The organism is Pseudomonas sp. GW821-FHT09H03, assembly GCF_059415945.1.
Genome location: NZ_JBWKOF010000010.1, coordinates 241,198 through 264,164, shown reverse-complemented (window position 1 = coordinate 264,164; position 22,967 = coordinate 241,198). Strand labels below are relative to the sequence as shown.

Genomic DNA, 22,967 nt, shown 5'->3' with positions numbered 1-22,967 from the left:
GGAATAGCTCAGTTGGTAGAGCACGACCTTGCCAAGGTCGGGGTCGCGAGTTCGAGTCTCGTTTCCCGCTCCAATTTCACAAAAACGCCGCTCATAGAGCGGCGTTTTTGTTTGTGCGGTTTTTGCGTCGCGTGCATGAAAAAGCCCCGGTTCTTTCGAATCGGGGCTTTTGCGTTTTTGCGTACAACCGTAGGAGCGAGCAGACTCCGGGCAGCGTTCCGACGATGGTCGGTAGCGATAACGCGGGATAGCGGGTACCCCGCGGCGCTCTTCAGTACTTCGCGAGCATGCTCGCTCCTGCAGTTCGAGCCTGCCCAGTCTTTACAGCGTCGGATAGTCGATGTAACCAACCGGGCCCTTGGCGTAGAACAGTTCCGGACGTGCGTCGTTCAGCGGTGCGTCGGCCTTCAGGCGAGCCGGCAGGTCCGGGTTGGCGATGAAGGGGACGCCGAAGGCGACTGCATCGGCCTTGCCGCTGGCCAGCCAGGCGTTGGCGCTGTCCTTGGTGAAACGTTCGTTGGCGATGTAGGGGCCGCCGAAGGCTTCCTTCAGTTGTGGGCCGAGGCTGTCGGCACCTTCTTTTTCCCTGGAGCAGATAAACGCGATGCCGCGTTTGCCCAGTTCACGGGCCACGTAGGTGAAGGTTTCGGCCAGGTTGTCATCGCCCATGTCATGGGAGTCGGCGCGCGGTGCCAGGTGCACACCCACGCGGCCGGCGCCCCAGACTTCGATGGCTGCGTCGGTCACTTCCAGCAACAGGCGTGCACGGTTTTCCAGGGAGCCTCCGTAGTTGTCGGTACGCTGGTTGGTGCTGCTTTGCAGGAACTGATCAAGCAGATAGCCGTTGGCGCCATGGATTTCCACGCCATCAAAACCGGCAGCCTTGGCGTTCTCGGCACCGGTGCGGTACGCGTCGACGATGTCGGCGATTTCCGCCGTCTCCAGGGCGCGTGGGGTCGGGTAGTCGGCCAATGGGCGAACCAGGCTGACGTGGCCTTTAGGCTGGATGGCACTTGGGGCGACCGGTTTTTCGCCGTTCAGGTACGAGTCGTGGGAAACCCGGCCGACGTGCCACAGCTGCAGGAAGATCTTGCCGCCGGCGCCGTGGATCGCCTTGGTGACGTTGGCCCAGCCGCGTACTTGATCATTGGACCAGATGCCCGGGGTGTCCGGGTAGCCGACGCCCATCGGCGTGACCGAGGTGGCTTCGCTGAGGATCAGGCCAGCGGAGGCCCGCTGCACGTAGTACTCGGCCATCAGCGCGTTCGGTACGCGACCTTCGTCGGCGCGGCAGCGGGTCAACGGGGCCATGATGATGCGGTTGGCCAACTCAAGGTCGCCCAGTTTGATTGGATCGAAAATAGTCGTCATGCAATACAACCCTCGTGAGGTAATGGTCAATCAGTTGGTAGCAGGTGCCAGCTCGGGATTGCCGCTCTGGCGGAAAGTAATCAGGGTCACCAGCAGGGCGAGTACCGCCAGTGCGGCTGCGGCCAGTGGCACGCTGGTCAGGCCGAATCCGTGGGCGATCACGCTGCCGCCGACCCAGGCACCCAGCGCATTGCCGACGTTGAAAGCGCCGATGTTCAGGGTCGACACCAGGTTCGGAGCGGCCTTGCCGAAGGTCACCACGTTCACTTGCAGTGCCGGTACGGCGGCGAAACAGGCGGTGGCCCAGAGGAATAGGGTAATTTCCGTCGGAATCACGGCGACGCTGGTCCAGGTCAGTACGGTAGAAACCACGGCCATGGCGATGAAGACACCGATCAGCGTCGCGGCCATGCCTTTGTCCGCCAGCTTGCCGCCGATGATGTTGCCGACCGTCAAGCCCAGGCCGATCAGCATCAGGGTCCAGGTCACGCCACGGGGCGAGACGCCGGTGACTTCGCCCAATAGCGGCGCGACGTAGGTGAACAGGGTGAATACCGAGGCGGCGAACAGTGCCGTCATGCTCAATGACAGCCAGATTCCGGCGCCCTTGAGTGCGGCCAGTTCGGCGCGCATGTCGAGCTTTTCTTCATCGCGCTTGGCCGGCAGGAAACGGATCAGGCCAATCAGTGCGATCACGCCGATCACGGTGACGGCCCAGAAGGTCGAGCGCCAGCCGGCTTCCTGACCCAGGGCAGTACCCAGTGGCACGCCAAGGACATTGGCCAGGGTCAGGCCGGTGAACATCAGCGCCACGGCCGATGCGCGTTTGTTGGCTGGCACCAGGCCGGCGGCCACCACCGAGCCGATACCGAAGAACGCGCCATGGCACAGGGCTGTCACTACCCGGGCGAACATCAGCACGTTGTAGTCGCCGGCGACGGCACAGAGCAGGTTGCCGATGATGAAAATCCCCATCAACGCCACCAGGGCGGCCTTGCGCGGCAACCGGGCGGTGGCCAGGGCCATGAACGGCGCACCGATGGCCACGCCCAGGGCGTAACCGGTCACCAGCCAGCCGGCGCCGGGGATCGACACACCGAGATCGGCCGCCACGTTGGGCAGCAAGCCCATGATGACGAACTCGGTGGTGCCGATGGCGAAGGCGCTCAAGGCCAGGATGAGTAGCGAGAGGGGCATGTTTAAATTCCTGTTGGCTGGCTGACGTTAAGGGTCAGAGCTCATTACTGAAGGTTTTGAGGAATTCCTGAATGGTTTCCTCATTGCGTTTGAAAAAATGCCACTGGCCGACTTTGCGGCTGCTGATCAGGCCGGCACGTTGCAGGGTGGCCAGGTGTGCGGACACCGTGGACTGCGACAAACCGCAGCGTTGATCGATCTGCCCGGCGCAAACGCCGTGCTCGTTGCTGTGAGACTGGTCGGGAAATTCGACGGTCGGGTCCTTGAGCCAGTGCAGGATTTCTCGCCGTACCGGGTGTGCCAGGGCTTTTATTATTTCGTCGAGATTGATGGTCATGGTGTGGGCTCGTGATGAGTGAAACGCTATATCGCGATGAAGCGAACTTTAAATCGGTATTTCGCGATATACAAATATGATTTGGCTCTGACCAGCTCATAATTCGCTATATCGAGTTATAACGATATGTTGAGTGTAACAATGCAAGGGGGCAGTGCTAAGCTGCGCCCATGAACTATCTCGCACATCTTCACCTTGGTGGCCAGCGTCCCGGGCAGTTGCTTGGCAGCTTGTATGGCGATTTCGTCAAGGGGCGACTGCAGGGGCAATTCGATCCAGAGATCGAAGCGGCTATCCAGTTGCATCGCAGCATCGATGTATTTACCGACAGCCATCCGTTGGTGGACATCGCGCTGTCACGTTTTTCCCTCACACGCCGACGTTACGCCGGGATTGTGCTCGACGTGTTTTTCGACCATTGCCTGGCCCGGGACTGGGCGCTGTATGCCGACCGGCCATTGCCGCTGTTCACCGCGGACGTTTACCGGGCGCTGTCCAGCGAACGGCAGTTGCCGGAGCGTCTGGCGAAGATCGCGCCGCATATGGTGGCCAACGATTGGTTGGGGTCGTATCAGCAATTCGAGGTGTTGGAGCAGGTGCTGCGCGGGATTTCGCGGCGATTGACCCGGCCGGAAGAGCTGGCGGGTGCGATGCAGGAATTGCGCGTGTTGTATGAACCGTTGAGCGAGGATTTCAGCTTGTTCTACCCGCAGCTTCAAGATTTTGCGCAGAACTATCCAGCAACATAGCCCTCCCTGTAGGAGCGAGCATGCTCGCGATGGACTCAAGTACACCGCGGGGAATCAGGCTCCCGCGTTATCGTTAACGACCATCGCGAGCATGCTCGCTCCTACAGGGGGGGCTATGTGTTTATGCGGCGATGGCGGGGCGCATCGGTGCTCGTTGCGGTTCGACAATTTCACCGAACAACACCTTCTGCACCGCCTGCTGCGCCTCGAACGCCAGCGCCGCCCGTTCCCGGCCCTGGCAATCGATCGGCTTGAGCAGATGAATCTCCACGTCGCCGCGCTCATTGGCAAACAGACGCATCAGGTGCGAGAGCAGATCATCATCGCCAATGAACGGTGCCAGCGTATCGGGCTCACCGTCACGCACATAACGAATCGCCACCGGCTGCAGTGCCACCTCGGAGTCGATGGCGGCAGACAGCAGGCGACCGTGAAAGGTACGCAATGACCGGCCATCGGTGGTGGTGCCTTCCGGGAACATCAGCAGCGGGTGAGCCTGTTCCAGATGGCGGGTCATCTGCTTGCGGATCAACTGGCTGTCGCCCGACCCGCGCCGGATAAACAGGCTGCCAGCCTTGGCCGCCAGCCAGCCGGCCACCGGCCAGGTGCGCACTTCGGCCTTGGACAGGAACGACAGCGGCGTGAGCATGCCCAGCAGCGGGATGTCGGTCCAGGAGACGTGGTTGCTGACCCAGAGCATGGGTGTCGTTGGCAGTTCACCCTGAACAGTTACGTCAAAGGGCAGGGCATTGCTCAGGCGCGCCATGAAAAAACGCGACCAGCGCTGACGACGCTCCATCGCATGAGCCATTCCCAGGCGCTCGAACAAGCCGAACACGCAGGCCATGCTCAGGCCCAGTCCGACCACCAGCAGCACTCGCGCGATCCGCGCGTACACCCGTAACCGGCTCATTACACAGCCGCCTTGAAGTGCTTGGCATAACGCGGGCAGAGTTCGTCACGCTTGAGCAGGATGAACACGTCGGCGACCTGGAAGTCTTCGTCCCAGCATGGTTCTCCGCAGATTTTTGCGCCCAGGCGCATGTAAGCCTTGAGCAGCGGCGGCATCTCGGCGATTACGTTGGAAGGGATATCGAGGGTCGGCAGTGGATTTTTCGGCTCGGCCCGCAGGTGCTCGGTGCACAGGTAGCGTTCGCGCAGGCGCTGCATGATCGCGTGGGCCTGCACGCCGCCATCCTGCATCGGGATGCTCGCGCAACCCATCAGATAGCTGTAGCCGCCCTCATTCAGCACTTCGGCCAGTTCACCCCAGAGCACGGCGATGGTGCCGCCATTGCGGTAGGCCGGGTCGACGCAGGTGCGGCCGATCTCCAGGATCGGGCCTTGCAGGTGCACCAAACCGTGCAGGCTGAATTCTTCTTCGCTATAGAACTTGCCCAGGCTGCTCGCGGCGCTATGATCGAGCAAGCGGGTGGTCGCCACCAGGTGTCCGGTGTTCAAGTCGCGTACACCGATGTGTGCGCAGTGAGCGTCATAGTCATCCATGTCCAGACCCAGTTCAGCACCCTTGAGCCTGGCGTTGAATTCGCCGCTGAACACGTTGAAGCGCAAGGCCTGGGCTTGCTGCAATGCCTCGGGCCCGACCAAGCGTTCGGCTTGCAGGCGGCGTTGGTTGCCAGTGTCGCTGATACGGGCGATTTGAGTCATGACGAATCTCCGTGCAGGCTGCTCACCCGTCTTTGGGCTACAGCGAATCGACTTTCATTGTCTAGCCGTGTTGTGCAAGGTCAGGCTATGTAGCCCCGGTGTCATCGCCATTAAGCTTTGGTGATGCTTATATGACAGCTCACAAGGAGTCCCTTATGCCCTGGCAAACCCTGCTCAAACGCCGTGAACGCTTGCCCGCCAACCCCGACCTGGCCGAAGGTTTCGCGACGTTGCTACAACAATTGGGTACGGTCACGCCGTTCGAGTTGGCGGTGGCTGGCGGACGGCTGATGGCGACGCCGGGGCTGGCGTTTCTGGTGGGCTATCAAGCTGCGCTGCGCATGCTCTGGCCGAGCGCGCCGGCGAGCCTGGGCGCGTTATGTGCGACCGAGCAGCGCAGCCTGCGTCCGGCAGACATGCAAACCCGGCTGACGGGCTTGCGCCTGAGCGGGCGCAAGGATTTCGTCACCGCTGGCGATGCCGCCGACTGGCTGTTGATCGCCGCTCGCAGTGAAGAGCCCGGCCAGGAGCCGCGCCTGAGTCTGGCGCTGATCTATCCCGATGAGCCGGGCGCGCGAGTGGAAAAACTCCCGGCGATCCCGTTGATGCCCGACATCAGCCATGGCCGCCTGTTTCTGGATAACGCACTGTGTGAATTGCTCGCGGGGGATGGCTGGGATGCTTACGTCAAACCGTTCCGCACCCTGGAAGACGTTTATGTGTTGAGCGCGATGAGCGCATGGCTGTTCGGCGTCGGACAGGATTGCGACTGGCCGCAAAACCTGCAGTTGCGTTTGCTGGCGTTGCTGGGCGGGTGTGCGGAAGCCAGCCGCCAGGCCCCGAACAATGTGGTCGGGCATGTATTGCTGGGCGGGTTGTTTGCGCAATTCGACGCACTCAAGGCTGAAGTGAACGAGGCATTGGCCGATGGACCGCCGCAATGGGCGGCGATGTGGCAGCGTGATCAGGCGGTGATGGATTTGGCAGCAGGGGCGCGGGGCAAGCGTTTGGCCAAGGCTCTTGCTGGATCAGCTGTGGATTGACTGGCCCCATCGCGAGCAAGCTCGCTCCCACAGGTTTTGAGTCGTAGACAATATCCTGTCCACCCAAGAACCCTGTGGGAGCGAGCCTGCTCGCGATAGCTATCTGTCAGGTAATACAAACCCCGGAACTGTCATCAACCTCGACTAGGCTCAGCAGGTCATTGCCAAAGAGCCCCCTCCATGCCTAACGGCTTGTCCCTGATTTGCATGTTGCTGCTCAGTCTTCCGGCAAGTGCCGAAAACTGGCCCGCCGAGCAATGGCCGACTGGCCCGACCATCACCGGGCCGGCGCTGCAAGCTCTGGAAACCTATGCCTTCCCACCCCGCAGCGAGGCCACCCGCGAAGGCATCCGTACCGACGCCTTGCTGGTGGTTCGCGATGGCCAGTTGATCTACGAACGCTACGCTGGCCCGACCAACGCCGACACCCCGCACCTGACCTGGTCGATCAGCAAAAGCCTGATGGCTACGCTCCTGGGTGTGGCTTATGGCGAAGGGCTGTTCAAGCTTCAGGACCCGGCGGCCAGATTCTACCCGCCACTGAAAAAACACCCGGACATGAGCATCGCCGACCTGCTGCACTGGGCCTCGGGACTGGACTGGCAGGAAGACTATGAATACGCACCGTTGAAATCTTCGGTGGTCGCCATGCTCTACACCCGTGGCCGTGGGGACATGGCCGCGTTCACCGCTGACCATGGACAATATTCGGCGCCGGGCCATGCGTTTCGTTACTCCAGCGGTGACAGCAATCTGTTGGCAGCGGCGTTGAAAAACATGGTTGGCCCGAGTCGCTATGCGGATTATCCATGGACGGCCTTGTTCGAACCCCTGGGGATTCGTCATGCAGTCTGGGAAACCGATGCCACGGGCACGTTCGTCGCATCGTCCTATGCCTACCTCACCGCCCGGGATCTGGCGCGAATCGGTTTGTTGATGGCCCGTGACGGACGCTGGGGCGATCGCCAATTGCTGCCCAGGGACTGGGTTGCGTTCAACCGTGAGCCTTTCGCCCGGTTTCAGCCAGGGCAGGATGAGGCAGTGCCAGGCGGTCACTGGTGGCTCAACCGCGCCGTGGGTGGCGCGTCACAACCCTGGCCAGACGCCCCTGCGGATACGTTTGCCGCGCTGGGTCATTGGGGGCAGGCCATGTACGTGATACCCGGCGAGAAGCTGGTGATCGTGCGCTACGGCGATGATCGCGACGGCAGCTACAGGCACAACGAATTGCTCAAGCTCGCGCTCAAGGCCTTTGCCGGGAAGGTGCAGCCATGAGCCGGCAGGTTTTTGTTCGTCGCCATCCGTTCAGCACGTTTTTACTGATCTTGCTGATCGCCTTGCTCGGCTGGATCTGGCACGAACGGGTGGCGCTGTGGGCATTCCCCGACATCATCAGCGCTTACACAGCCAAGGAATACTGCTCGTGCCGATATGTGATGGGTAACGACGCCGGCTACTGCCACAGCTATGTAAAGCAGTGGCTTCCCACCAGTGGTTTTATCGATGACCCTGCCGGCAAGCGCATCACAGTCAGCGGCATGGGCCGCAGCAATAGCGCACAGTGGATGGGTGAGCGACAGGGGTGCCGATTGTTGCCTTGAAAAGCAAGATCAAAAAATCGCAGCCTGCAGCAGTTCATGCTGGAACGTGTGCAGCGGCACTGATCCCTGTAGGAGCTGTCGAAGTCTGCGAACTTTTTATCTTCGGTTTGCAATAGCGCTGTGGGCAGTTAAGGTTCAGCACAGGTTTATCTGTCCCAATGAGTCTTTATGTTCAAGCGGTCCATCATCAAAACCCTCTCCGTCCTGCTATTGACCGGCGCGTCTTTGTCGGCGCAGGCCAACTGGTACCTGGACGGCGAATCCTCACGACTGTCGTTCGTCAGTACCAAAAACGCCAATATCTCAGAAGTGCAGCGCTTTCTGGTGTTGCACGGCAAAGTCGATCCCGACGGCAAGGCCGAGGTAGAGGTCGAACTGGACTCGATCAACAGCGGCATTCCGTTGCGCGATGAGCGTATGCGCAAGGAGCTGTTCGAGATCCAGACTTTCCCCGAGGCGCTGGTGACCACGCAGATCGACCTGCGCCCGATCAACGACCTCGCCCCCGGCGCGCAGCTGGAATTGCGCCTGCCGCTGACCGTCAACCTGCACGGCAAGCAACATGAGTATCGCGCCGAACTGTTGGCGACCCGCCTCGATGACCGACGTTTTCAGGTGGTGACGCTCGAACCTCTGGTGATCAACGCCGAAGACTTCGACTTGGCGCCAGGCCTGGAAACGTTGCGCAAGGTCGCCGGTTTGTCGGCCATCAGTCTGTCGGTACCGGTGGGTGCGGTACTGATTTTCACGGCGCGCTGACATGGCCGGAGCAATCTTTCCATGGCGTGAAGGCAACCATTTCGAACTGCTGATCGATGGCCCGCAGTTCTTTCCGCGCATGCTGGTGGAGATTGCCCGGGCCCAGGAGCAGGTCGAGCTGGAATTGTATCTGGTGGAGGCCGGTGCCTGCGCCGAAGCCATGGTGCAGGCGCTGGTGCAGGCCGCCGAGCGTGGGGTGCGGGTGCGCTGCCTGTTCGATGATTACGGCAGCCTGGCCTTCACCCTGGCCCTGCGCCAGCGCCTGACGGCCGCCGGGGTGGAGCTGCGTTTCTATAATCGTCTGAACTGGCGGCGTTGGCTGGGCAATTTCTATCGCGATCACCGCAAGCTGTTGCTGGTGGATCAGCGCCTGGCCGTGGTCGGCGGCACCGGCGTCACCGATGAGTTCTGGACGCCCGGTGAAGAGGTCAGCGAATGGCATGAGGTGATGGTGGAAATCACCGGCCCGCTGGTCCTCGACTGGCAGTTGTTGTTCGACCGGCAGTGGATCGCCAACCGCCATCGCCGCGCGTGGAAACCGGCGTCGCATTTCGGCTTGCCGCGTCTGCCACGAGTGCCGTCGGCGGGTGAGGGCATGGGCCGGGTGGCCTATGCCGATGCCCGCCAGCACCGGGACATCCTGCAATCATTGATTCGCGCGCTGAACAGCGGCCAGCAACGAATCTGGCTGGCCACACCGTATTTCCTGCCGACCTGGAAGGTTCGGCGCTCATTGCGCCGGGCCGCTTCCCGTGGTGTCGACGTGCGCCTGCTGCTGACCGGGCCGCGCACCGATCATCCGTCAGTGCGCTACGCCGGGCATCGTTATTACCCACGACTGCTTAAAGCCGGCGTGCAGATCTTCGAATACCAGCCGTGTTTCCTGCATTTGAAAATGGTCCTGATCGATGATTGGGTCAGCATTGGTTCGTGCAATTTCGATCACTGGAATCTGCGTTTCAACCTGGAGGCCAATCTGGAGGCACTGGACCCCGGGTTGACCCGGGCGGTGGCGGCAAGCTTCGAACGGGACTTTGCCTTGAGTCAGCAAGTCAGCCTGGAGGCATGGCAACGCCGGCCATTGTGGCGGCGGGTCAAGCAGCGGATGTGGGGGTGGGTGGATCGGCTGGTGGTCAATCTGCTGGATCGGCGCGGCTAGCGGGTACCCCGAAAACCAATGTGGGAGCGGGCTTGCTCGCGAAGACGGCCTGACATTCAACATCTTAGTTGACTGTCAGGCCGTCTTCGCGAGCAAGCCCGCTCCCACAGGTTTTAGCGGTGTTTGATTGATTACAGCAGCTCAAAACTCTGCTGCGTCACGTCCTGGGAATCCAGGCCGATCTGCACGTTGAACTTGCCCGGCTCCGCGCCGTACTTGAGCTGGGTGTTGTAGAACTTCAGGTCATCTTCGGTGATGGTGAAGTGCACGACTTTCTGTTCGCCGGCCTTGATCATCACTTTCTGGAAGTTCTTCAGTTCCTTGATCGGACGGATCATCGAACCGGTCACGTCCTGGATGTACAGTTGCACCACGGTCTCGCCGTCACGCTTGCCGGTGTTTTTCACCGTAACGCTGGCGTCGAGTTTGCCGGTCTTGTTCAGGGTGGTCGACGACAAGGCCATGCCGCTCAGGCTGAAGTCGGTGTAGCTCAGGCCGTAGCCGAACGGAAACAGCGGGCCGGTGGTGTCATCGAAATACTGCGAGGTGTAGTTGCCCGGTTTGCCCGGCGTGAACGGCCGGCCAATGCTCAGGTGGTTGTAGTAGGTCGGAATCTGCCCCACCGAACGCGGGAAGGTGATCGGCAGCTTGCCTGACGGGTTGTAGTCGCCGAACAGGACATCGGCGATGGCGTTGCCGCCTTCGGTGCCGCTGAACCAGGTTTCCAGGATCGCGTCAGCCTGTTCCTTCTCTTCGAGGATCGACAGCGGACGGCCGTTCATCAGCACCAGTACCAGCGGTTTGCCGGTGGCCTTCAGGGCGCGGATCAGCTCGCGCTGGTTTTGCGGGATGTTCAGGTCGGTGCGGCTCGACGACTCGTGGGACATGCCACGGGATTCGCCGACAGCAGCCACCACCACATCGGCATCCTTGGCGGCTTTCACCGCTTCGTCGATCAGCACGTTCGCCGGACGCGGGTCATCCACTACTTCCGGGGCGTCGAAGTTGAGGAAGTTCAGGTAACCGAGGATTTTCGGGTCGCTGGTGATGTTGGCGCCACGGGCGTAGATCAGTGTCGATTTGTCGCCCAAGGCGTTGGTCATGCCGTCGAACAGGGTCACCGATTGCGCAGGACGACCGGCGGCGGCCCAACTGCCCATCATGTCGATCGGTGCCTTGGCCAGCGGGCCGACCAGGGCGATTTTCGCGTTTTTCTTCAGTGGCAGGGTTTCGTTCTGGTTTTTCAGCAATACCAGGCTGCGGCGTGCAACATCCCGGGCCTCGGCGCGATGCAGGCGGCTGTCGGCGTAAGTGTCGACCGGATCATCCTCGGCCTTGCCGATGCGCAGGTACGGGTCCTTGAACAGGCCCATGTCGTACTTGGCGTCCAATACCGCACGCACGGCATTATCGATGTCGCTCTGCTGGATCTCGCCAGCCTTGAGCAACCCCGGCAATTCCTTGCCGTACAGGGTGTCGTTCATGCTCATGTGGATGCCGGCCTTGATCGCCAGCTTCGCCGCTTCACGACCATCGGCGGCGACGCCATGCTTGATCAGTTCGAAAATCGCGCCGTGGTCGCTGACGGCCAGGCCCTTGAAGCCCCAATCCTTGCGCAACAGGTCGTTCATCAGCCAGGTGTTAGCCGTGGCAGGCACGCCATTGACCGAGTTCAACGCGACCATCACACCGCCGGCACCGGCGTCGATGGCGGCGCGGTACGGCGGCAGGTAGTCCTGGTACATCTTGACCGGGCTCATGTCGACCACGTTGTAGTCGCGCCCGCCCTCGACCGCGCCGTACAAGGCAAAGTGCTTGACGCTGGCCATGATGCTGTCGGCTGCGTTTGCGCCGCTGCCCTGGAAGGCCTTGACCATCACGCCGGCAATACGCGACACCAGGTAGGTGTCTTCACCGAAGCCTTCGGAGGTACGGCCCCAACGTGGGTCACGGGAGATGTCGACCATGGGCGCGAAGGTGATGTCGAGGCTGTCGGCCGCGGCTTCTTTGGCGGCGATGCGCCCGGACAGGCCAATGGCGTCCATGTCCCAGCTCGACGCCAGGGCCAGCGGGATCGGGAAAATGGTGCGGTGGCCGTGGATCACGTCGTAGGCGAAGAACATCGGGATCTTCAGGCGGCTGCGCATGGCCGCGTCCTGCATCGGACGGTTTTCCGGGCGGGTGATCGAGTTGAATGTGCCGCCGATGTTGCCCGCCGCGATTTCCTTGCGGATCATCTCCCGGGGCATTTCCGGGCCGATGCTGATCAGGCGCAACTGGCCGATTTTTTCATCGAGGGTCATTTGCTTCATCAGGTTGCTGACGAAGGCGTCCTTGTTTTCCAGGGGTGCGGGCGTCGTAGCGGCCAATACGTTATGACTGGCCAGGCTGACAAGCAGGCCCAGCAAACACAGCTTCTTCATGAATGTTTTTCTCAAGGGCTCAAACGGCGATACACACGCCGGCCAGCCAAAATTTAGGGAGCGACTATTGTTGTTCGGGTGCTGCTTGAAAAAACGACAGCCGAAACCCGCAGGCGTTTTCACGCAGGGCCTCTTTTTAGCCCATTGGCCCGTTGCAATCCAGAGGCGCGGCCGATTATGCCCCAAGAGCCGGTCGAGAGGGTCGCCGGTTGGTTTTTCCATGAAACAAGCAAAGGAGCGTCACTCAGATGAATCTACGAAAGTCCTACCGGTCGAGCCTGCAAGTTGCTGCGTTGCTGATGCTGGCCACGTTTCTGAGCGCCTGCGGCATCAACAACATCCCGACGCTCGATGAGCAGGCCAAGGCCGCCTGGGGTCAGGTACAGAATCAGTATCAGCGTCGCGCCGACCTTATTCCCAACCTGGTGGAAACCGTCAAGGGCTACGCCGCCCATGAGAAGGAAACCCTGACTGCCGTGATCGAGGCCAGGGCCAAGGCCACTTCGATCCAGGTGGACGCCTCGACCCTGGATAACCCGGAAAAGCTCAAGCAGTACCAGCAGGCCCAGGATCAGCTCAGCGGCGCCTTGAGTCGATTGATGGTGGTGTCCGAGCGTTACCCGGACCTCAAGGCCAACCAGAACTTCCTCGCCCTGCAATCGCAGCTTGAAGGTACCGAAAACCGCATCAGTGTTGCCCGGCGCGATTTCATCCTGGCGGTGCAGAAGTACAACACCGAGATTCGCACATTCCCCGGCCGCCTGTGGCACAGCGTGATGTACAGCAACCTGCCGGTGCGCGAAACCTTCGAGGCCACCCCGGGTTCGGAAAAGGCCCCTGAGGTCAAATTCTGAACCAACAGCTAATCAAGGAGCTGCCGCAGGGGGCGAAACCAGTGCACAGACGAGGTTGCCAATGCGAGCGTTGAAGATAGGCCTGGTGCTGTTGCTCTGGGCATTTACCCTGGCGGCCCGGGCCGAGCTGGTCTTCCCGGCGCTGACCGGGCGAGTGGTGGACAACGCCCAAATGATCGAGCCATCGGTGCGCGAGCAGCTGACTCAACAGTTACAGGCCCATGAAGCGGCCACCGGTGAGCAACTGGTGGTGGTCACGGTGCCGGACTTGCAAGGTAGCGACATCGCCGACTTCGGTTATCAACTCGGCCGGCACTGGGGCATCGGGCAGAAGGACAAGAACAACGGCGCACTGCTGATCATTGCCCGTGACGAGCGAAAATTGCGCATCGAGGTCGGTTATGGCCTGGAAGATCGCCTGACCGATGCCCAGAGTTCAGTGATCATCCATCAGGTCATCACCCCGGCATTCAAGGCAGGTCAATACGGCAAAGGCATCAGCGACGGGGTGGCGGCGATGCTGGTGGTATTGGGTGGCAACTCCCTGGATGAGCCGTCGACTGTCTACGAGTCCAGCGGTGATCCAGGTGACGATTTCATTTCACGCCATCCCGGTCTGTTCGTGTTTTTGCTGCTGCTGTTCATCCTGACCGTTTTTGTTGGCCAGATGCTCGGTATTCTTCCTGCCGGCCGCGGCGGTTCCGGTGGTTCCGGCGGCGGGTTTGGTGGTGGAGGTTTCGGTGGCGGCGGGGGAGGCGGTGGTTTCAGTGGTGGCGGGGGCAGTTTCGGGGGCGGTGGTTCGTCGGGCGGCTGGTGATGAAAAACAATAGCGCACAGGCATTTTCAAGACATGGCATTACTCACTGAACACGAGCAACGCAAAGTGGCCGAGGCCATCACCCGGGTCGAGCGCGATACCGACGCGGAACTGGTGACCGTACTGGCGGCCCGGGCCGACGACTATGCGTACATCCCGCTGCTGTGGGCCAGCCTCCTGGCGCTGGTAGTGCCCGGTGTCGTGCATTACCTGACGGGCTGGCTGACCCTGCACAGCTTGCTGCTGGTGCAGTGGGTCAGCTTCATCGTGCTGTGCCTGGTGTTTCGCTTGCCGAAAATCACCACCCATCTTGTCCCGCGTTCGGTGCGTCACTGGCGCGCTTCCAATCTCGCGCGTCGGCAATTCCTCGAGCAGAACCTGCACCATACGAAAGGCAGCACTGGCATGCTGATTTTCGTCTGTGAAGCCGAGCGCTATGTGGAAATTCTGGTGGATGAGGGCATCTCCAGTCGCCTGGACAACAAAAACTGGGACGAAATCGTCGCGGCGTTCACCCGGCAAGTGCGCCAGGGCCAGACATTGCAGGGCTTTGTCAGCTGCATCGAGGCATGCGGCGAGTTGCTCAAGGTGCATGTGCCGGTCACGCACGCGCGCAACGAGTTGCCCAATCGCCTGGTAGTGCTTGGGTAGGCAATTTCAGCGAATCTTTTGTAGCATTCGCCGGGACAACCCCCGCCGATTGTCCGGGCTCGGGCTTGTCTGCAACATCTCTCTCCAACAGCGAACGCTCTGCTACGGGCGTTCTGACGAGAGGGATAGCCTATGTCAAAGCATCAAACAATCGACGCTTCAGATGATGCCCCCGGCAATGCGGACACGCTGCCGGCGCAGCTGACCGCAAAAGAGACACAAACCTTGATGTGGTGTTCCAAGGGCAAAACTTCCTGGGAGATTGCCCGGATTCAGAACTGCTCGGAGTCCACGGTCAATTTCCATTTCTCCAATATCCGTCGCAAATTCGCCGTCAGGTCTCGCAGCGCGGCGTTGCTCAAAGCCATCGAGTCGGGAGCCATAAGCGTGGATCTCACGGAATCGCGAGGTACCGATGAGCCTGACTGATTCGGCCTACAACAGTATCAGCGGTCTCTTGTTGGGGCTGGGTATCGCGACATTACCCTCGATTGATGGCGAGGTCCTGTTCGGTGCATCGCTCGGGGCGTGGTTGGTAACCACAACCCGTAGCAATTTCAAGGCGTGGCAGCGTATCGGCTCCTGGTTGATGTCGGCGAGCGTAGGTTACCTCTTCACTCCCGTCGCTCAGCCGCTGGCTCCATTCCTGACGGCAGGGGTAACGGCATTTCTCTGTGCGCTGGTGGTTATTCCCATCAGCATCAAGCTGATGCAATGGATGGACGGTGCCGCCCTGGGTGACATCATTCGACATTTGAGAGGGCGAGGATGATGGGCAATCAAGCGTTTGCACTTGTCTTCATCACGGCTATTGCTCACTTGTTGAGTGCGTTCAGGTTGGCCTGTTATCAGCGCGACGAATTGCGTCATTGTTGGCGGGACAGGTTGCTGACCAGCCTGTGCGGAGGACTTTTTTGTGTTGCCGGCATGGATGTACTTCTGACATCTGTGCCGGTAAGTCCATGGCATTCAGTAGTGAGCATTTTGTTGTGCGTACTGATTATTCGAAATGACGGAAACATTGCTGTGCTGTGGCGTGCCCCGAAGTAACGGAATTCAGTTTAAATATGACTTCATATTTCTTTCGACTGTTTAAGTGTCGACAGAATTGATGCCATTTCTGACAGTTGCCGCTCCATGTCACGCAAGCGCCGTTTTTCCTCCAGAACATTTTGAATGGCACAGCGATCGTCTTCATCGAGCAATCGCCACATCGCGAGAATTGTGTTTTCTCGAGTTGCACTTTCCTGACTGTCCTCGACTGACTGGGCAGCAACAGGGCGCAAAACAGGGCCTTCACCGAGTAGCAGCCAGTCAAGAGAAACGCCACGCGCTTGCGCAATGTCTACGCATAATGAGTATGGCGTGCTATCCCGACCTTTCCAGCTACTGAGGGTCTGTGGGCTGATCTGTAGCGCAGAGGATAAAGATGCGTCGCTTTTTGTGCCAGTAATTTGCTTTAAACGCGCCAAGACAGCTTGTGATTTTTTGCTACGCAATTTGAGCCTCTTCCTTTTGACATATGCTTTTTGAGTGCCTAACGTATGCGTAATGAGTACTTTTTTTCTTATGAGTAATCAATCATCAACTATGAGTCAGAAGAATACGATGTTGAAACTTCCTAATGGTAGCAGGGTGATTTCCTACGAGTTTGGTTCTTGCCTGACAGCTCTCTGCCCATTGCACTTGCGCTTGTCCGGCAAGCGTCATTCGCAAGGGCTGACCCTGTCGATCAACGCGTCAAGCAGTATTGCGTTTGATAATGTCGATTACCACCAGATCACCCGCAGGCACCCGGCATGAGCACTTACAAAATGGTGTGTCCGCACTGCCTGAGCCGGATGCGTATTCGAACCAGCGAAGGTCGCCATATTTTTCTTCGGGTGGCCTATTTGCAATGCACGTCGGAGCCTTGCGGCTGGTCGGTGCGCGCCGAGTTCGAAATGACCCATGAACTGTCTCCCAGTGGAATGCCCAACCCGGCCGTGCATTTACCCTGCGCCGGGCCAGACTTGCGACGTGCCGCCCGGCCTGTCAGCGAGTCATCGACTGATACGCAACAGGAGTCGTGAACATGATGGAGGTCGATGAAGGTCTGGAGATGAACGAGGACATGCTGGCCATGGCTCAGACATTTCTGGCTCGTCACGAGAGCGACGCTCTGCTCGATGACCAGGTGTTGTTCTGTCGTGCCGTAAAGCATTTGCAGAGTGTCGATGTACCCCTGCATGTCGCGGAAAGGCTGGTCAGCCATGCCTATGGAGTTCTCAAGTCAAGCAATGACCGTCGGCGTCTGGACGTCGCCGCGAGCTCTGAAACCGTTGCCGTGGTGACGGATCCGGTCAACGGACTTACCTGGGCGGTGCCAGTCGGTTTGATCGTCAAATACGTGATCAACTCGCCGAGCAATCGCAAACTTCGACTGGTAGAGCAGTGAGGTTTCAGCGCCTTTCTCAGGTCTTGGCCAGAGGCGCCAGGACCTGCCCAAAAATATCCCCGTGCCCAAAACTCCCGTCCAGCCTAAAATACCCGGCAATTCCTGATGCGCATTGCCCGAGGCCGTTTCTCCATGTCCGTTATCGCCACACCCGCCAGCCTCGCGCCGGATCACCACAGCCAGTTCATCGGCCTGCTGCAGTCGAGCCTTGAGCAACAGGCCTTCATTAAACTGGTGCTGGCCAAATACGTCGGTGATGAAGCGGATCTGCAGCGGATCATCATCAAGCCGGTGATCGTCAAGGCGCAGCCCTGCCTGTCTTTCGTCTACCGCTACAAGACCCGCGACATCACCAAGAACCTGGCACTGGCCGAAGGTGTGGCGAGCATTGCCGCGCTGTTGCCAGCGTCGTTCAAAAATGCGCATTTACTGGCGCTGACCGATGAAGCCCAGCTCGAATACAGCAAAAAGGGCAAGTCATCGCTATTCAAGAGCAAACCCCAGCAATTGCGTGAGGTGCCGTCAGCCGAACATAACCGCGAGAAAAACCGCTTTCTCGACCTGACCCGGCCGTTTCTGGCTGACCTTGGCGTGACCAACAAGCAGCATGAGCTGATCCCGGCCATGTCGCGCAAATGGAAACAGATCAACAAGTTCATCGAAGTCTTCAGCCATGCGCTGACCTCGTCGCCCCTGGCGCTGGACAAACCGGTACGCGTGGCGGACTTCGGTTCAGGCAAGGGTTACCTGACTTTCGCCATTCACGACTACCTGCGCAATACCCTGAAAGCCGAGGGTGAAGTGACCGGTGTCGAGCTGCGTGAAGATATGGTCACTCTCTGTAATGGTGCCGCCGCCAGGCTTGAGCATCCAGGGTTGGTGTTCAAGTGTGGCGACGTGCGCAGCGTGGCACCCAGCGAGCTGGAAGTGATGATCGCCCTGCACGCCTGCGATATTGCCACCGATTACGCGATTCACACCGGCATTCGTTCCGGCGCTTCGATCATCATGTGTTCACCGTGCTGCCACAAACAGATTCGCCTGCAGATACAGAGCCCGGCGTTGCTCAAGCCCATGCTGCAATACGGTTTGCACCTGGGGCAGCAGGCGGAGATGGTCACTGACAGTTTGCGTGCATTGTTCCTCGAAGCGTGCGGCTATGAGACCAAGGTGTTCGAGTTCATCTCGCTCGATCACACCAACAAGAACAAGATGATCCTGGCGGTCAAGCGCGCCGAGCCAGTGGACCCGGCTCAGCTGCTGGTGAAGATTGAGCAGTTGAAGGCGTTCTACCACATCAGCGAGCACTGCCTGGAAACCCTGCTGCGTTCTGACGGTTACCTGTGATTTTGTGGGAGCGAGCCTGCTCGCGATGGTGGCGGCACATTCAGCATAAATGTTGAATGTTATGGCCCCTTCGCGAGCAGGCTCACTCCCACATGGGGTTTGACCGCCGTCTTGCGCCCAAGCATCACCGTCACAATCACCCCGCCAGCAAACAGCCAGGTAATCGGCTCGACGTGTTCGCCAAAGAACAACGCTGAAAAGGCAATGGTGAAGAAGATCTGCAGCAACTGGATCTGACTGACCCGGGCAATGCCGCCCATGGCCAGCCCGGCATACCAGGCGAAGAAACCAATGAACTGTGAAAACAGCGAGACGTAACCAAAGGCCCACCAGGTCCTGTTGGAAATTTCGCCCTGATGTTGCAGGGCCAGATACACCACGGGTCCGATCAGCAGTGGAGTCGACAGTACCAGCGCCCAGCAGATTACCTGCCAGCCGCCCATTTCCCTGGCCAGCCGACCGCCTTCGGCATAGCCAAGGCCGCCCACCGCAATGGCACCGAGCATTAGCAAATCACCGGCTTGAATGCTGCCGGCACCGCTGATCAGCGCATAGCCAAGTACCAGTGCACTGCCGAGGGCGGCGCAGGCCCAGAAGGCTTTCGATGGACGTTCGTGGGACAACCAGGCGGCATACAGCGCCACGCACAGCGGCTGCAATCCATTGACCAGTGCACCATGGGAAGCCGGCAAGGTTTGCATGGCCCAGGCTGACAACACCGGGAAGCCGAGTATCACCCCGGCAATCACCAGGGTCAGGCCCTTGATCTGCTTCCATGTGGGCCATTTTTCCCGTCGCCACAGCAATAGCAGCGCTGCCGGGAATGCAGCGAACAGCGCCCGGCCCAGGCCATTGAGTAATGGATGGATTTCCTGCACGACAATCCGCGTGAAGGGCAGGGTGAGGCTGAAGATCACCACACCAAGCAGGCCGAGGGCCATGCCGGTGTTTTCGCGCGAGGACATGATGGCAACCAGAATCGCAGGGGGAGAGATGTCGTCATCTAGCCATAAACCCGGGGCTTTGGCGCGTACAGCTGGCTACAGAAATATCCGTACAGTTTGAGGCTACCGTTCCTATGGCTGGCGCAAAACCTGTGGGAGCGTGGCTTGCCCGCGAAGAACGATAACGCGGTCCATCAGGTAGTAGCCGGTTGTTACCCACCCCGCCGGATAAGGACTACCTTGAGTACTCTTGAAGCCCACGCAATTCCCAGAGGAGTCCTCCCCATGGCGGCGAAAAAAATTCTCATGCTGGTCGGCGATTACGTTGAAGACTATGAAGTGATGGTACCGTTCCAGGCACTGTTGATGGTCGGCCATACGGTGCACGCCGTGTGCCCGGACAAAACCGCTGGCCAGACCGTGCGCACAGCGATCCATGACTTCGAAGGCGACCAGACCTACAGCGAAAAGCCCGGTCACCTGTTTGCCCTGAACTTCGACTTTGCCAAGGTCAAGTCCGCCGACTACGACGCCGTGCTGATCCCGGGTGGTCGTGCGCCCGAGTACCTGCGACTCAACGAAAAGGTCCTGGAACTGGTGCGTGAGTTCGACAAGGCCGGCAAGCCGATAGCCGCCGTATGCCATGGCGCGCAATTGCTCGCGGCGGCGGGGATTCTGGAAGGCCGCGAATGCAGCGCCTATCCGGCCTGCGCACCGGAAGTTCGTCTGGCGGGCGGGACGTTTATCGACATCCCGGTGACGGACGGCCATGTTCAGGGCAATCTGGCCACGGCACCGGCCTGGCCTGCGCACCCGAACTGGCTAGCCGGCTTCCTCGGGTTGCTGGGCACCAAAATCACGCTGTAACGAGGGATCTGTCCATGTGCGAGCTGTACGTCAAAGCCGACCCGATCCTCTACGAATCGCGCTCTCGCTCGCTACGCATCCGCGGGGTGGTCACCACCCTGCGCCTGGAGAATCAGTTCTGGGACATCCTCAGCGAAATCGCCGAGGTCGACGGCATGAGCACCAACCAGTTGATCGCCAGGTTGTATGAAGAGGTGATGGATTATCGCGGTGAGGTGGTGAACTTCGCCTCGTTTCTACGGGTGAGTTGTACGCGCTATTTGAGTCAGCGGCGGGGGCAGGCACCTGGGCTTTCGGTGGTTCGCGCAGCGGCGAAGTAGACAAGTTTGTGTGGTCTGTACCGGCCTCTTCGCGGGCTAGTCGAATCGGGGGATCACATCGAACCTGTGGGAGCGGCGGTGCGACGATTCGACTTGCCCACGAAGAGGCCGGTACAGGCGACAAAAATCCTGGCCTGGTCTTTACTCTCAAGCGCGCAACTTCTCAATCGCCCAGGAGTAAGAGTATGTCCGGATGGTATGAAGTGAGTAAAAGCAGCAGTGGCCAGTTCAGGTTTGTCCTCAAGGCCGCAAACGCCGAAACCATTCTGACCAGCGAGCTGTACACCAGCCGCGCTGCCGCCGACAAAGGCATTGTCTCGGTCCAGGCCAACAGCTCGCTGGAAGAACGCTACGAGAAAAAAACCACCAAGGACGGCCATCCTTATTTCAATCTCAAGGCCGGCAACCACGAGATCATCGGCAGCAGCGAGGCCTACTCCTCAGAAGCGGCCATGGACAAAGGCATAGCCAGTGTGAAGGCCAACGGACCGAGCAAGGTGATCAAGGACAAGACGCTGCCGGTGCTCTGACCCCACGCCCACAGCTCATATCCCATACACACCCTTGTGGGAGCGAGCCTGCTCGCTCCCACAAGGGCGCCCGGTACACTCGGGGTAACGAAGTTGGTAGCGGACCCCGCAGCACTACACTTCGACCGGGACCGTCAGTTTCGGGCTACCCAGCACATGGGTCTTCGAATCAAAGAACCGCAACTCGATCCCGGTCCCCTCAAACACCTTCGCGTAATGCCGCTTCTGGTGCTGGATGAACGCCTTGCTGCGCGGATAAATCGAGATCGCGACGAGCTGCGGTTTCGCCATGCGCAAGGCATGGATGATGTGACTGTCCTGTTCGCCCAGCGCATGGCCGAAGATGCACAAGCCGTCACCGTGGCCAAGTAACTGGTCGTAGCAGAACGACAGGTAATCCGAACTGCGAATGGTCTTGAGCTTGTCGGCACTCGGGCCCTCATTGACGAACAATGGCACGTCGTCGAGGGTCTTGATCGTGTTGTTGATGGCGAAGCTACCCAGCAGCGTGCCCTCGGTCGACAGCAGCTTGCGCGCCGTGCCGTCCTGATTGCGCACCAGGTGCAGACCACCATGCAGATACAGCAGGCGGGTTTTGTCGGTGGCGGTGGCGCTCAGGTCAAAACCCGGTTCGGCACCCTGGAACAGGTCGGTGATCGCCTCGGGCCAGTGCTGCACCGCCCAGTAGTTGAGCAGGTCGTAGTTGGTGGTAAACACCGTGCGATATTGGCCCAGTTCCTGATTGATCGTCGCCAGCGTCAAAGGCACTACCAACCGCCACGGGATGTGCACTGCATGCACAGTGTTGATTAGCGCTTCCTTGATCGCGTAATAGCGATTGCGTGGAGCCGCAGAGCTGACAGCCAGGGCCTTGTTGACCCTGCTGGTGGTTTTCAGCGCACCGAGGACCTGCTCGAAACTGCGTGTCTGCAGCGCATCGAACACGCTCAGTTCGGATTGGCTCAGGGGCTTTTCTTCGACCGTGCGAGCGTTCTCGAACAGCGAGTCGTAGCCGAAGTCGTCCCACACTGCGCGGCTGGCGCCGTTACCCACCAGCAAGCCGCTGAACGACGCGCTGCTGCGCAAGGCGTTCCAGTCTTCAAGTTGGGCATCGACATCCTGGAAATCGGTCATTGCGTTTTTCGTCTCACAGCAAAAGGTCCATGGGCGGCGACTTTATCACGAGCCGGTGCCGGGACCACGGCACGGCTTGGGACGAAGAGCGGGGAGGGGATATGGCTCTGATGTCTGGATAACGATCAGAGCTTACCAAGCGCTGGGTGGAAGGCGCCGGGTATGAAAAATTCGCAGCACTTGCAGCCGACCTTGGCGGACTCGATAGGGAATCAGATAGGGGCGGTCGGGCATTGCCCATTCTCTAGTTCCAGGTATGCGCCCTTCGCGGCCCGTTGCTGGAAAGCGAGCCAGGTGATCGACGCTGGCGAGAACGGCCTGGACAAAGTCAGCGGCCGGTCCGGGATTCTCCATCGAGATGCAAGCGGCTTCGTCATCCAGGTTTTTTAATGCGGTACGCAGCCACTCAACGCGCATTGGTCGTCCACTTTTCAGCGACGGCATTGACCTCCTCGGCGCTCGCAAAATCTCCCTCATCGGCTTCGATCAATGCTTTCTGTAATTCCTCGATTTGCCAGGCCTCCCTTGCCAGGTACTCACGTAATGCATCTACGGCGAGAAACGATTTGCTGCGGCCTGTGGCTTTGGAGAGGCTGGCGAGCGTATTGGCAATTTCGTCTGGCAGGCGCAAGGACATGACGGACATGATGATCTCGATGTAGTGGTGTGTAATACAACATACTACAACGTATTAATTGGTGCGGTCAGCCGCTGGTCCGGGGTTTGGGCCAGCAGCCCCGGAACTGGTGGCTGCACCGA

Annotated in this window: 30 protein-coding genes; 19 read left to right on the top strand and 11 right to left on the bottom strand. The window is 59.7% G+C overall.

Annotation, left to right across the window (positions count from 1 at the left end):
• Positions 1–321 precede the first annotated feature (321 nt).
• From AC07OG_RS16880 to AC07OG_RS16870, 3 genes are read right to left on the bottom strand one after another with little or no spacing between them, the layout of a single operon-like run.
• Positions 322–1,371, bottom strand: a complete 1,050-nt coding sequence (locus AC07OG_RS16880; RefSeq protein ID WP_060540733.1) for an alkene reductase — start codon at positions 1,369–1,371, stop codon at positions 322–324.
• A gap of 30 nt (positions 1,372–1,401) precedes the next feature.
• Positions 1,402–2,568 (bottom strand): MFS transporter, encoded by a 1,167-nt coding sequence (locus AC07OG_RS16875; RefSeq protein ID WP_218425662.1) that lies wholly within the window; start codon positions 2,566–2,568, stop codon positions 1,402–1,404.
• Positions 2,569–2,602: 34 nt separating this feature from the next.
• Entirely contained in the window at positions 2,603–2,905 is a 303-nt protein-coding gene (locus AC07OG_RS16870; RefSeq protein WP_060540731.1) for an ArsR/SmtB family transcription factor, read from the bottom strand.
• Positions 2,906–3,075: 170 nt separating this feature from the next.
• On the opposite strand from AC07OG_RS16870, the gene AC07OG_RS16865 reads away from it, so the two are divergent.
• Positions 3,076–3,654, top strand: a complete 579-nt coding sequence (locus AC07OG_RS16865) for an acyl carrier protein phosphodiesterase (RefSeq protein ID WP_495067542.1) — start codon at positions 3,076–3,078, stop codon at positions 3,652–3,654.
• 121 nt (positions 3,655–3,775) lie between these two features.
• Here AC07OG_RS16865 and AC07OG_RS16860 read toward each other — a convergent pair whose 3' ends face one another.
• Both AC07OG_RS16860 and olsB read right to left on the bottom strand, forming a co-directional pair.
• The gene (locus AC07OG_RS16860) at positions 3,776–4,567 is read right to left on the bottom strand and encodes a lysophospholipid acyltransferase family protein (RefSeq protein ID WP_060540729.1); all 792 of its coding nucleotides are present in this window, start codon (positions 4,565–4,567) and stop codon (positions 3,776–3,778) included.
• Entirely contained in the window at positions 4,567–5,322 is a 756-nt protein-coding gene (olsB, locus tag AC07OG_RS16855; protein ID WP_060540728.1) for an L-ornithine N(alpha)-acyltransferase, read from the bottom strand. The genes AC07OG_RS16860 and olsB overlap by 1 nt, the downstream gene beginning before the upstream one ends.
• A gap of 155 nt (positions 5,323–5,477) precedes the next feature.
• Between olsB and AC07OG_RS16850 the strand changes: the two genes are divergently transcribed.
• The 5 genes from AC07OG_RS16850 to AC07OG_RS16830 all read left to right on the top strand — a co-directional run bounded on the left by AC07OG_RS16850 (position 5,478) and on the right by AC07OG_RS16830 (position 9,884).
• A complete protein-coding gene (locus AC07OG_RS16850; protein ID WP_495067541.1) occupies positions 5,478–6,365 on the top strand; it encodes an acyl-CoA dehydrogenase in 888 nt (295 codons plus the stop codon).
• Between the two features lie 180 nt (positions 6,366–6,545).
• Positions 6,546–7,640 carry a serine hydrolase domain-containing protein gene (locus AC07OG_RS16845; RefSeq protein WP_495067540.1) on the top strand — a complete coding sequence of 365 codons (1,095 nt, stop codon included), beginning with the start codon at positions 6,546–6,548 and terminating at the stop codon, positions 7,638–7,640.
• Complete coding sequence (locus AC07OG_RS16840) at positions 7,637–7,966, top strand: amidase (protein ID WP_218425666.1); 330 nt, start codon at positions 7,637–7,639, stop codon at positions 7,964–7,966. Before AC07OG_RS16845 ends, AC07OG_RS16840 begins: the two co-directional genes overlap by 4 nt.
• 168 nt (positions 7,967–8,134) lie before the next feature.
• Positions 8,135–8,725 (top strand): YceI family protein, encoded by a 591-nt coding sequence (locus tag AC07OG_RS16835; RefSeq protein WP_495067539.1) that lies wholly within the window; start codon positions 8,135–8,137, stop codon positions 8,723–8,725.
• A 1-nt stretch (position 8,726) separates the two neighbouring features.
• Positions 8,727–9,884 (top strand): phospholipase D-like domain-containing protein, encoded by a 1,158-nt coding sequence (locus AC07OG_RS16830; protein WP_218425667.1) that lies wholly within the window; start codon positions 8,727–8,729, stop codon positions 9,882–9,884.
• Positions 9,885–10,015: 131 nt separating this feature from the next.
• Here AC07OG_RS16830 and bglX read toward each other — a convergent pair whose 3' ends face one another.
• Positions 10,016–12,307 (bottom strand): beta-glucosidase BglX, encoded by a 2,292-nt coding sequence (gene bglX, locus AC07OG_RS16825; protein WP_060540722.1) that lies wholly within the window; start codon positions 12,305–12,307, stop codon positions 10,016–10,018.
• A 248-nt stretch (positions 12,308–12,555) separates the two neighbouring features.
• On the opposite strand from bglX, the gene AC07OG_RS16820 reads away from it, so the two are divergent.
• The 6 genes from AC07OG_RS16820 to AC07OG_RS16795 all read left to right on the top strand — a co-directional run bounded on the left by AC07OG_RS16820 (position 12,556) and on the right by AC07OG_RS16795 (position 15,679).
• On the top strand, positions 12,556–13,161 hold the full coding sequence (locus AC07OG_RS16820) for a LemA family protein (RefSeq protein WP_060540721.1): 606 nt from the start codon (positions 12,556–12,558) through the stop codon (positions 13,159–13,161).
• A 61-nt stretch (positions 13,162–13,222) separates the two neighbouring features.
• Positions 13,223–13,978, top strand: a complete 756-nt coding sequence (locus AC07OG_RS16815; protein WP_218425668.1) for a TPM domain-containing protein — start codon at positions 13,223–13,225, stop codon at positions 13,976–13,978.
• A 33-nt stretch (positions 13,979–14,011) separates the two neighbouring features.
• On the top strand, positions 14,012–14,629 hold the full coding sequence (locus AC07OG_RS16810) for a TPM domain-containing protein (RefSeq protein ID WP_060540719.1): 618 nt from the start codon (positions 14,012–14,014) through the stop codon (positions 14,627–14,629).
• A 132-nt stretch (positions 14,630–14,761) separates the two neighbouring features.
• The gene (locus AC07OG_RS16805; protein WP_060540718.1) at positions 14,762–15,058 is read left to right on the top strand and encodes a helix-turn-helix domain-containing protein; all 297 of its coding nucleotides are present in this window, start codon (positions 14,762–14,764) and stop codon (positions 15,056–15,058) included.
• On the top strand, positions 15,045–15,401 hold the full coding sequence (locus AC07OG_RS16800; protein WP_060540717.1) for a putative holin: 357 nt from the start codon (positions 15,045–15,047) through the stop codon (positions 15,399–15,401). The genes AC07OG_RS16805 and AC07OG_RS16800 overlap by 14 nt, the downstream gene beginning before the upstream one ends.
• Positions 15,398–15,679 (top strand): phage holin family protein, encoded by a 282-nt coding sequence (locus AC07OG_RS16795; protein WP_330219610.1) that lies wholly within the window; start codon positions 15,398–15,400, stop codon positions 15,677–15,679. Before AC07OG_RS16800 ends, AC07OG_RS16795 begins: the two co-directional genes overlap by 4 nt.
• A gap of 23 nt (positions 15,680–15,702) precedes the next feature.
• On the opposite strand, the gene AC07OG_RS16790 is transcribed toward AC07OG_RS16795, so the two are convergent.
• Entirely contained in the window at positions 15,703–16,128 is a 426-nt protein-coding gene (locus AC07OG_RS16790; protein WP_082457497.1) for a helix-turn-helix domain-containing protein, read from the bottom strand.
• A 109-nt stretch (positions 16,129–16,237) separates the two neighbouring features.
• Between AC07OG_RS16790 and AC07OG_RS16785 the strand changes: the two genes are divergently transcribed.
• The 4 genes from AC07OG_RS16785 to AC07OG_RS16770 all read left to right on the top strand — a co-directional run bounded on the left by AC07OG_RS16785 (position 16,238) and on the right by AC07OG_RS16770 (position 18,413).
• Positions 16,238–16,432: a hypothetical protein gene (locus AC07OG_RS16785; RefSeq protein WP_156465481.1), complete on the top strand. Its 195-nt coding sequence runs from the start codon at positions 16,238–16,240 to the stop codon at positions 16,430–16,432.
• Complete coding sequence (locus AC07OG_RS16780) at positions 16,429–16,701, top strand: Ogr/Delta-like zinc finger protein (RefSeq protein WP_082457496.1); 273 nt, start codon at positions 16,429–16,431, stop codon at positions 16,699–16,701. The genes AC07OG_RS16785 and AC07OG_RS16780 overlap by 4 nt, the downstream gene beginning before the upstream one ends.
• Positions 16,702–16,703: 2 nt before the next feature.
• On the top strand, positions 16,704–17,066 hold the full coding sequence (locus AC07OG_RS16775; RefSeq protein WP_060540716.1) for a hypothetical protein: 363 nt from the start codon (positions 16,704–16,706) through the stop codon (positions 17,064–17,066).
• A gap of 132 nt (positions 17,067–17,198) precedes the next feature.
• On the top strand, positions 17,199–18,413 hold the full coding sequence (locus AC07OG_RS16770) for a class I SAM-dependent methyltransferase (RefSeq protein WP_060540796.1): 1,215 nt from the start codon (positions 17,199–17,201) through the stop codon (positions 18,411–18,413).
• Between the two features lie 59 nt (positions 18,414–18,472).
• Here AC07OG_RS16770 and AC07OG_RS16765 read toward each other — a convergent pair whose 3' ends face one another.
• Entirely contained in the window at positions 18,473–19,378 is a 906-nt protein-coding gene (locus AC07OG_RS16765; RefSeq protein WP_495067538.1) for a DMT family transporter, read from the bottom strand.
• 264 nt (positions 19,379–19,642) lie between these two features.
• Between AC07OG_RS16765 and AC07OG_RS16760 the strand changes: the two genes are divergently transcribed.
• The 3 genes from AC07OG_RS16760 to AC07OG_RS16750 all read left to right on the top strand — a co-directional run bounded on the left by AC07OG_RS16760 (position 19,643) and on the right by AC07OG_RS16750 (position 21,074).
• Complete coding sequence (locus tag AC07OG_RS16760) at positions 19,643–20,224, top strand: DJ-1/PfpI family protein (RefSeq protein WP_060540714.1); 582 nt, start codon at positions 19,643–19,645, stop codon at positions 20,222–20,224.
• Between the two features lie 14 nt (positions 20,225–20,238).
• On the top strand, positions 20,239–20,544 hold the full coding sequence (locus AC07OG_RS16755) for a ribbon-helix-helix domain-containing protein (protein ID WP_060540713.1): 306 nt from the start codon (positions 20,239–20,241) through the stop codon (positions 20,542–20,544).
• A gap of 185 nt (positions 20,545–20,729) precedes the next feature.
• Complete coding sequence (locus AC07OG_RS16750; RefSeq protein ID WP_495067537.1) at positions 20,730–21,074, top strand: YegP family protein; 345 nt, start codon at positions 20,730–20,732, stop codon at positions 21,072–21,074.
• A gap of 114 nt (positions 21,075–21,188) precedes the next feature.
• Here AC07OG_RS16750 and AC07OG_RS16745 read toward each other — a convergent pair whose 3' ends face one another.
• The 3 genes from AC07OG_RS16745 to AC07OG_RS16735 all read right to left on the bottom strand — a co-directional run bounded on the left by AC07OG_RS16745 (position 21,189) and on the right by AC07OG_RS16735 (position 22,854).
• On the bottom strand, positions 21,189–22,208 hold the full coding sequence (locus AC07OG_RS16745) for a DUF4917 family protein (RefSeq protein WP_495067536.1): 1,020 nt from the start codon (positions 22,206–22,208) through the stop codon (positions 21,189–21,191).
• A gap of 132 nt (positions 22,209–22,340) precedes the next feature.
• A complete protein-coding gene (locus AC07OG_RS16740) occupies positions 22,341–22,625 on the bottom strand; it encodes a type II toxin-antitoxin system RelE/ParE family toxin (RefSeq protein WP_082457495.1) in 285 nt (94 codons plus the stop codon).
• Complete coding sequence (locus tag AC07OG_RS16735; RefSeq protein ID WP_218425672.1) at positions 22,615–22,854, bottom strand: CopG family ribbon-helix-helix protein; 240 nt, start codon at positions 22,852–22,854, stop codon at positions 22,615–22,617. The genes AC07OG_RS16740 and AC07OG_RS16735 overlap by 11 nt, the downstream gene beginning before the upstream one ends.
• Positions 22,855–22,967 lie beyond the last annotated feature (113 nt).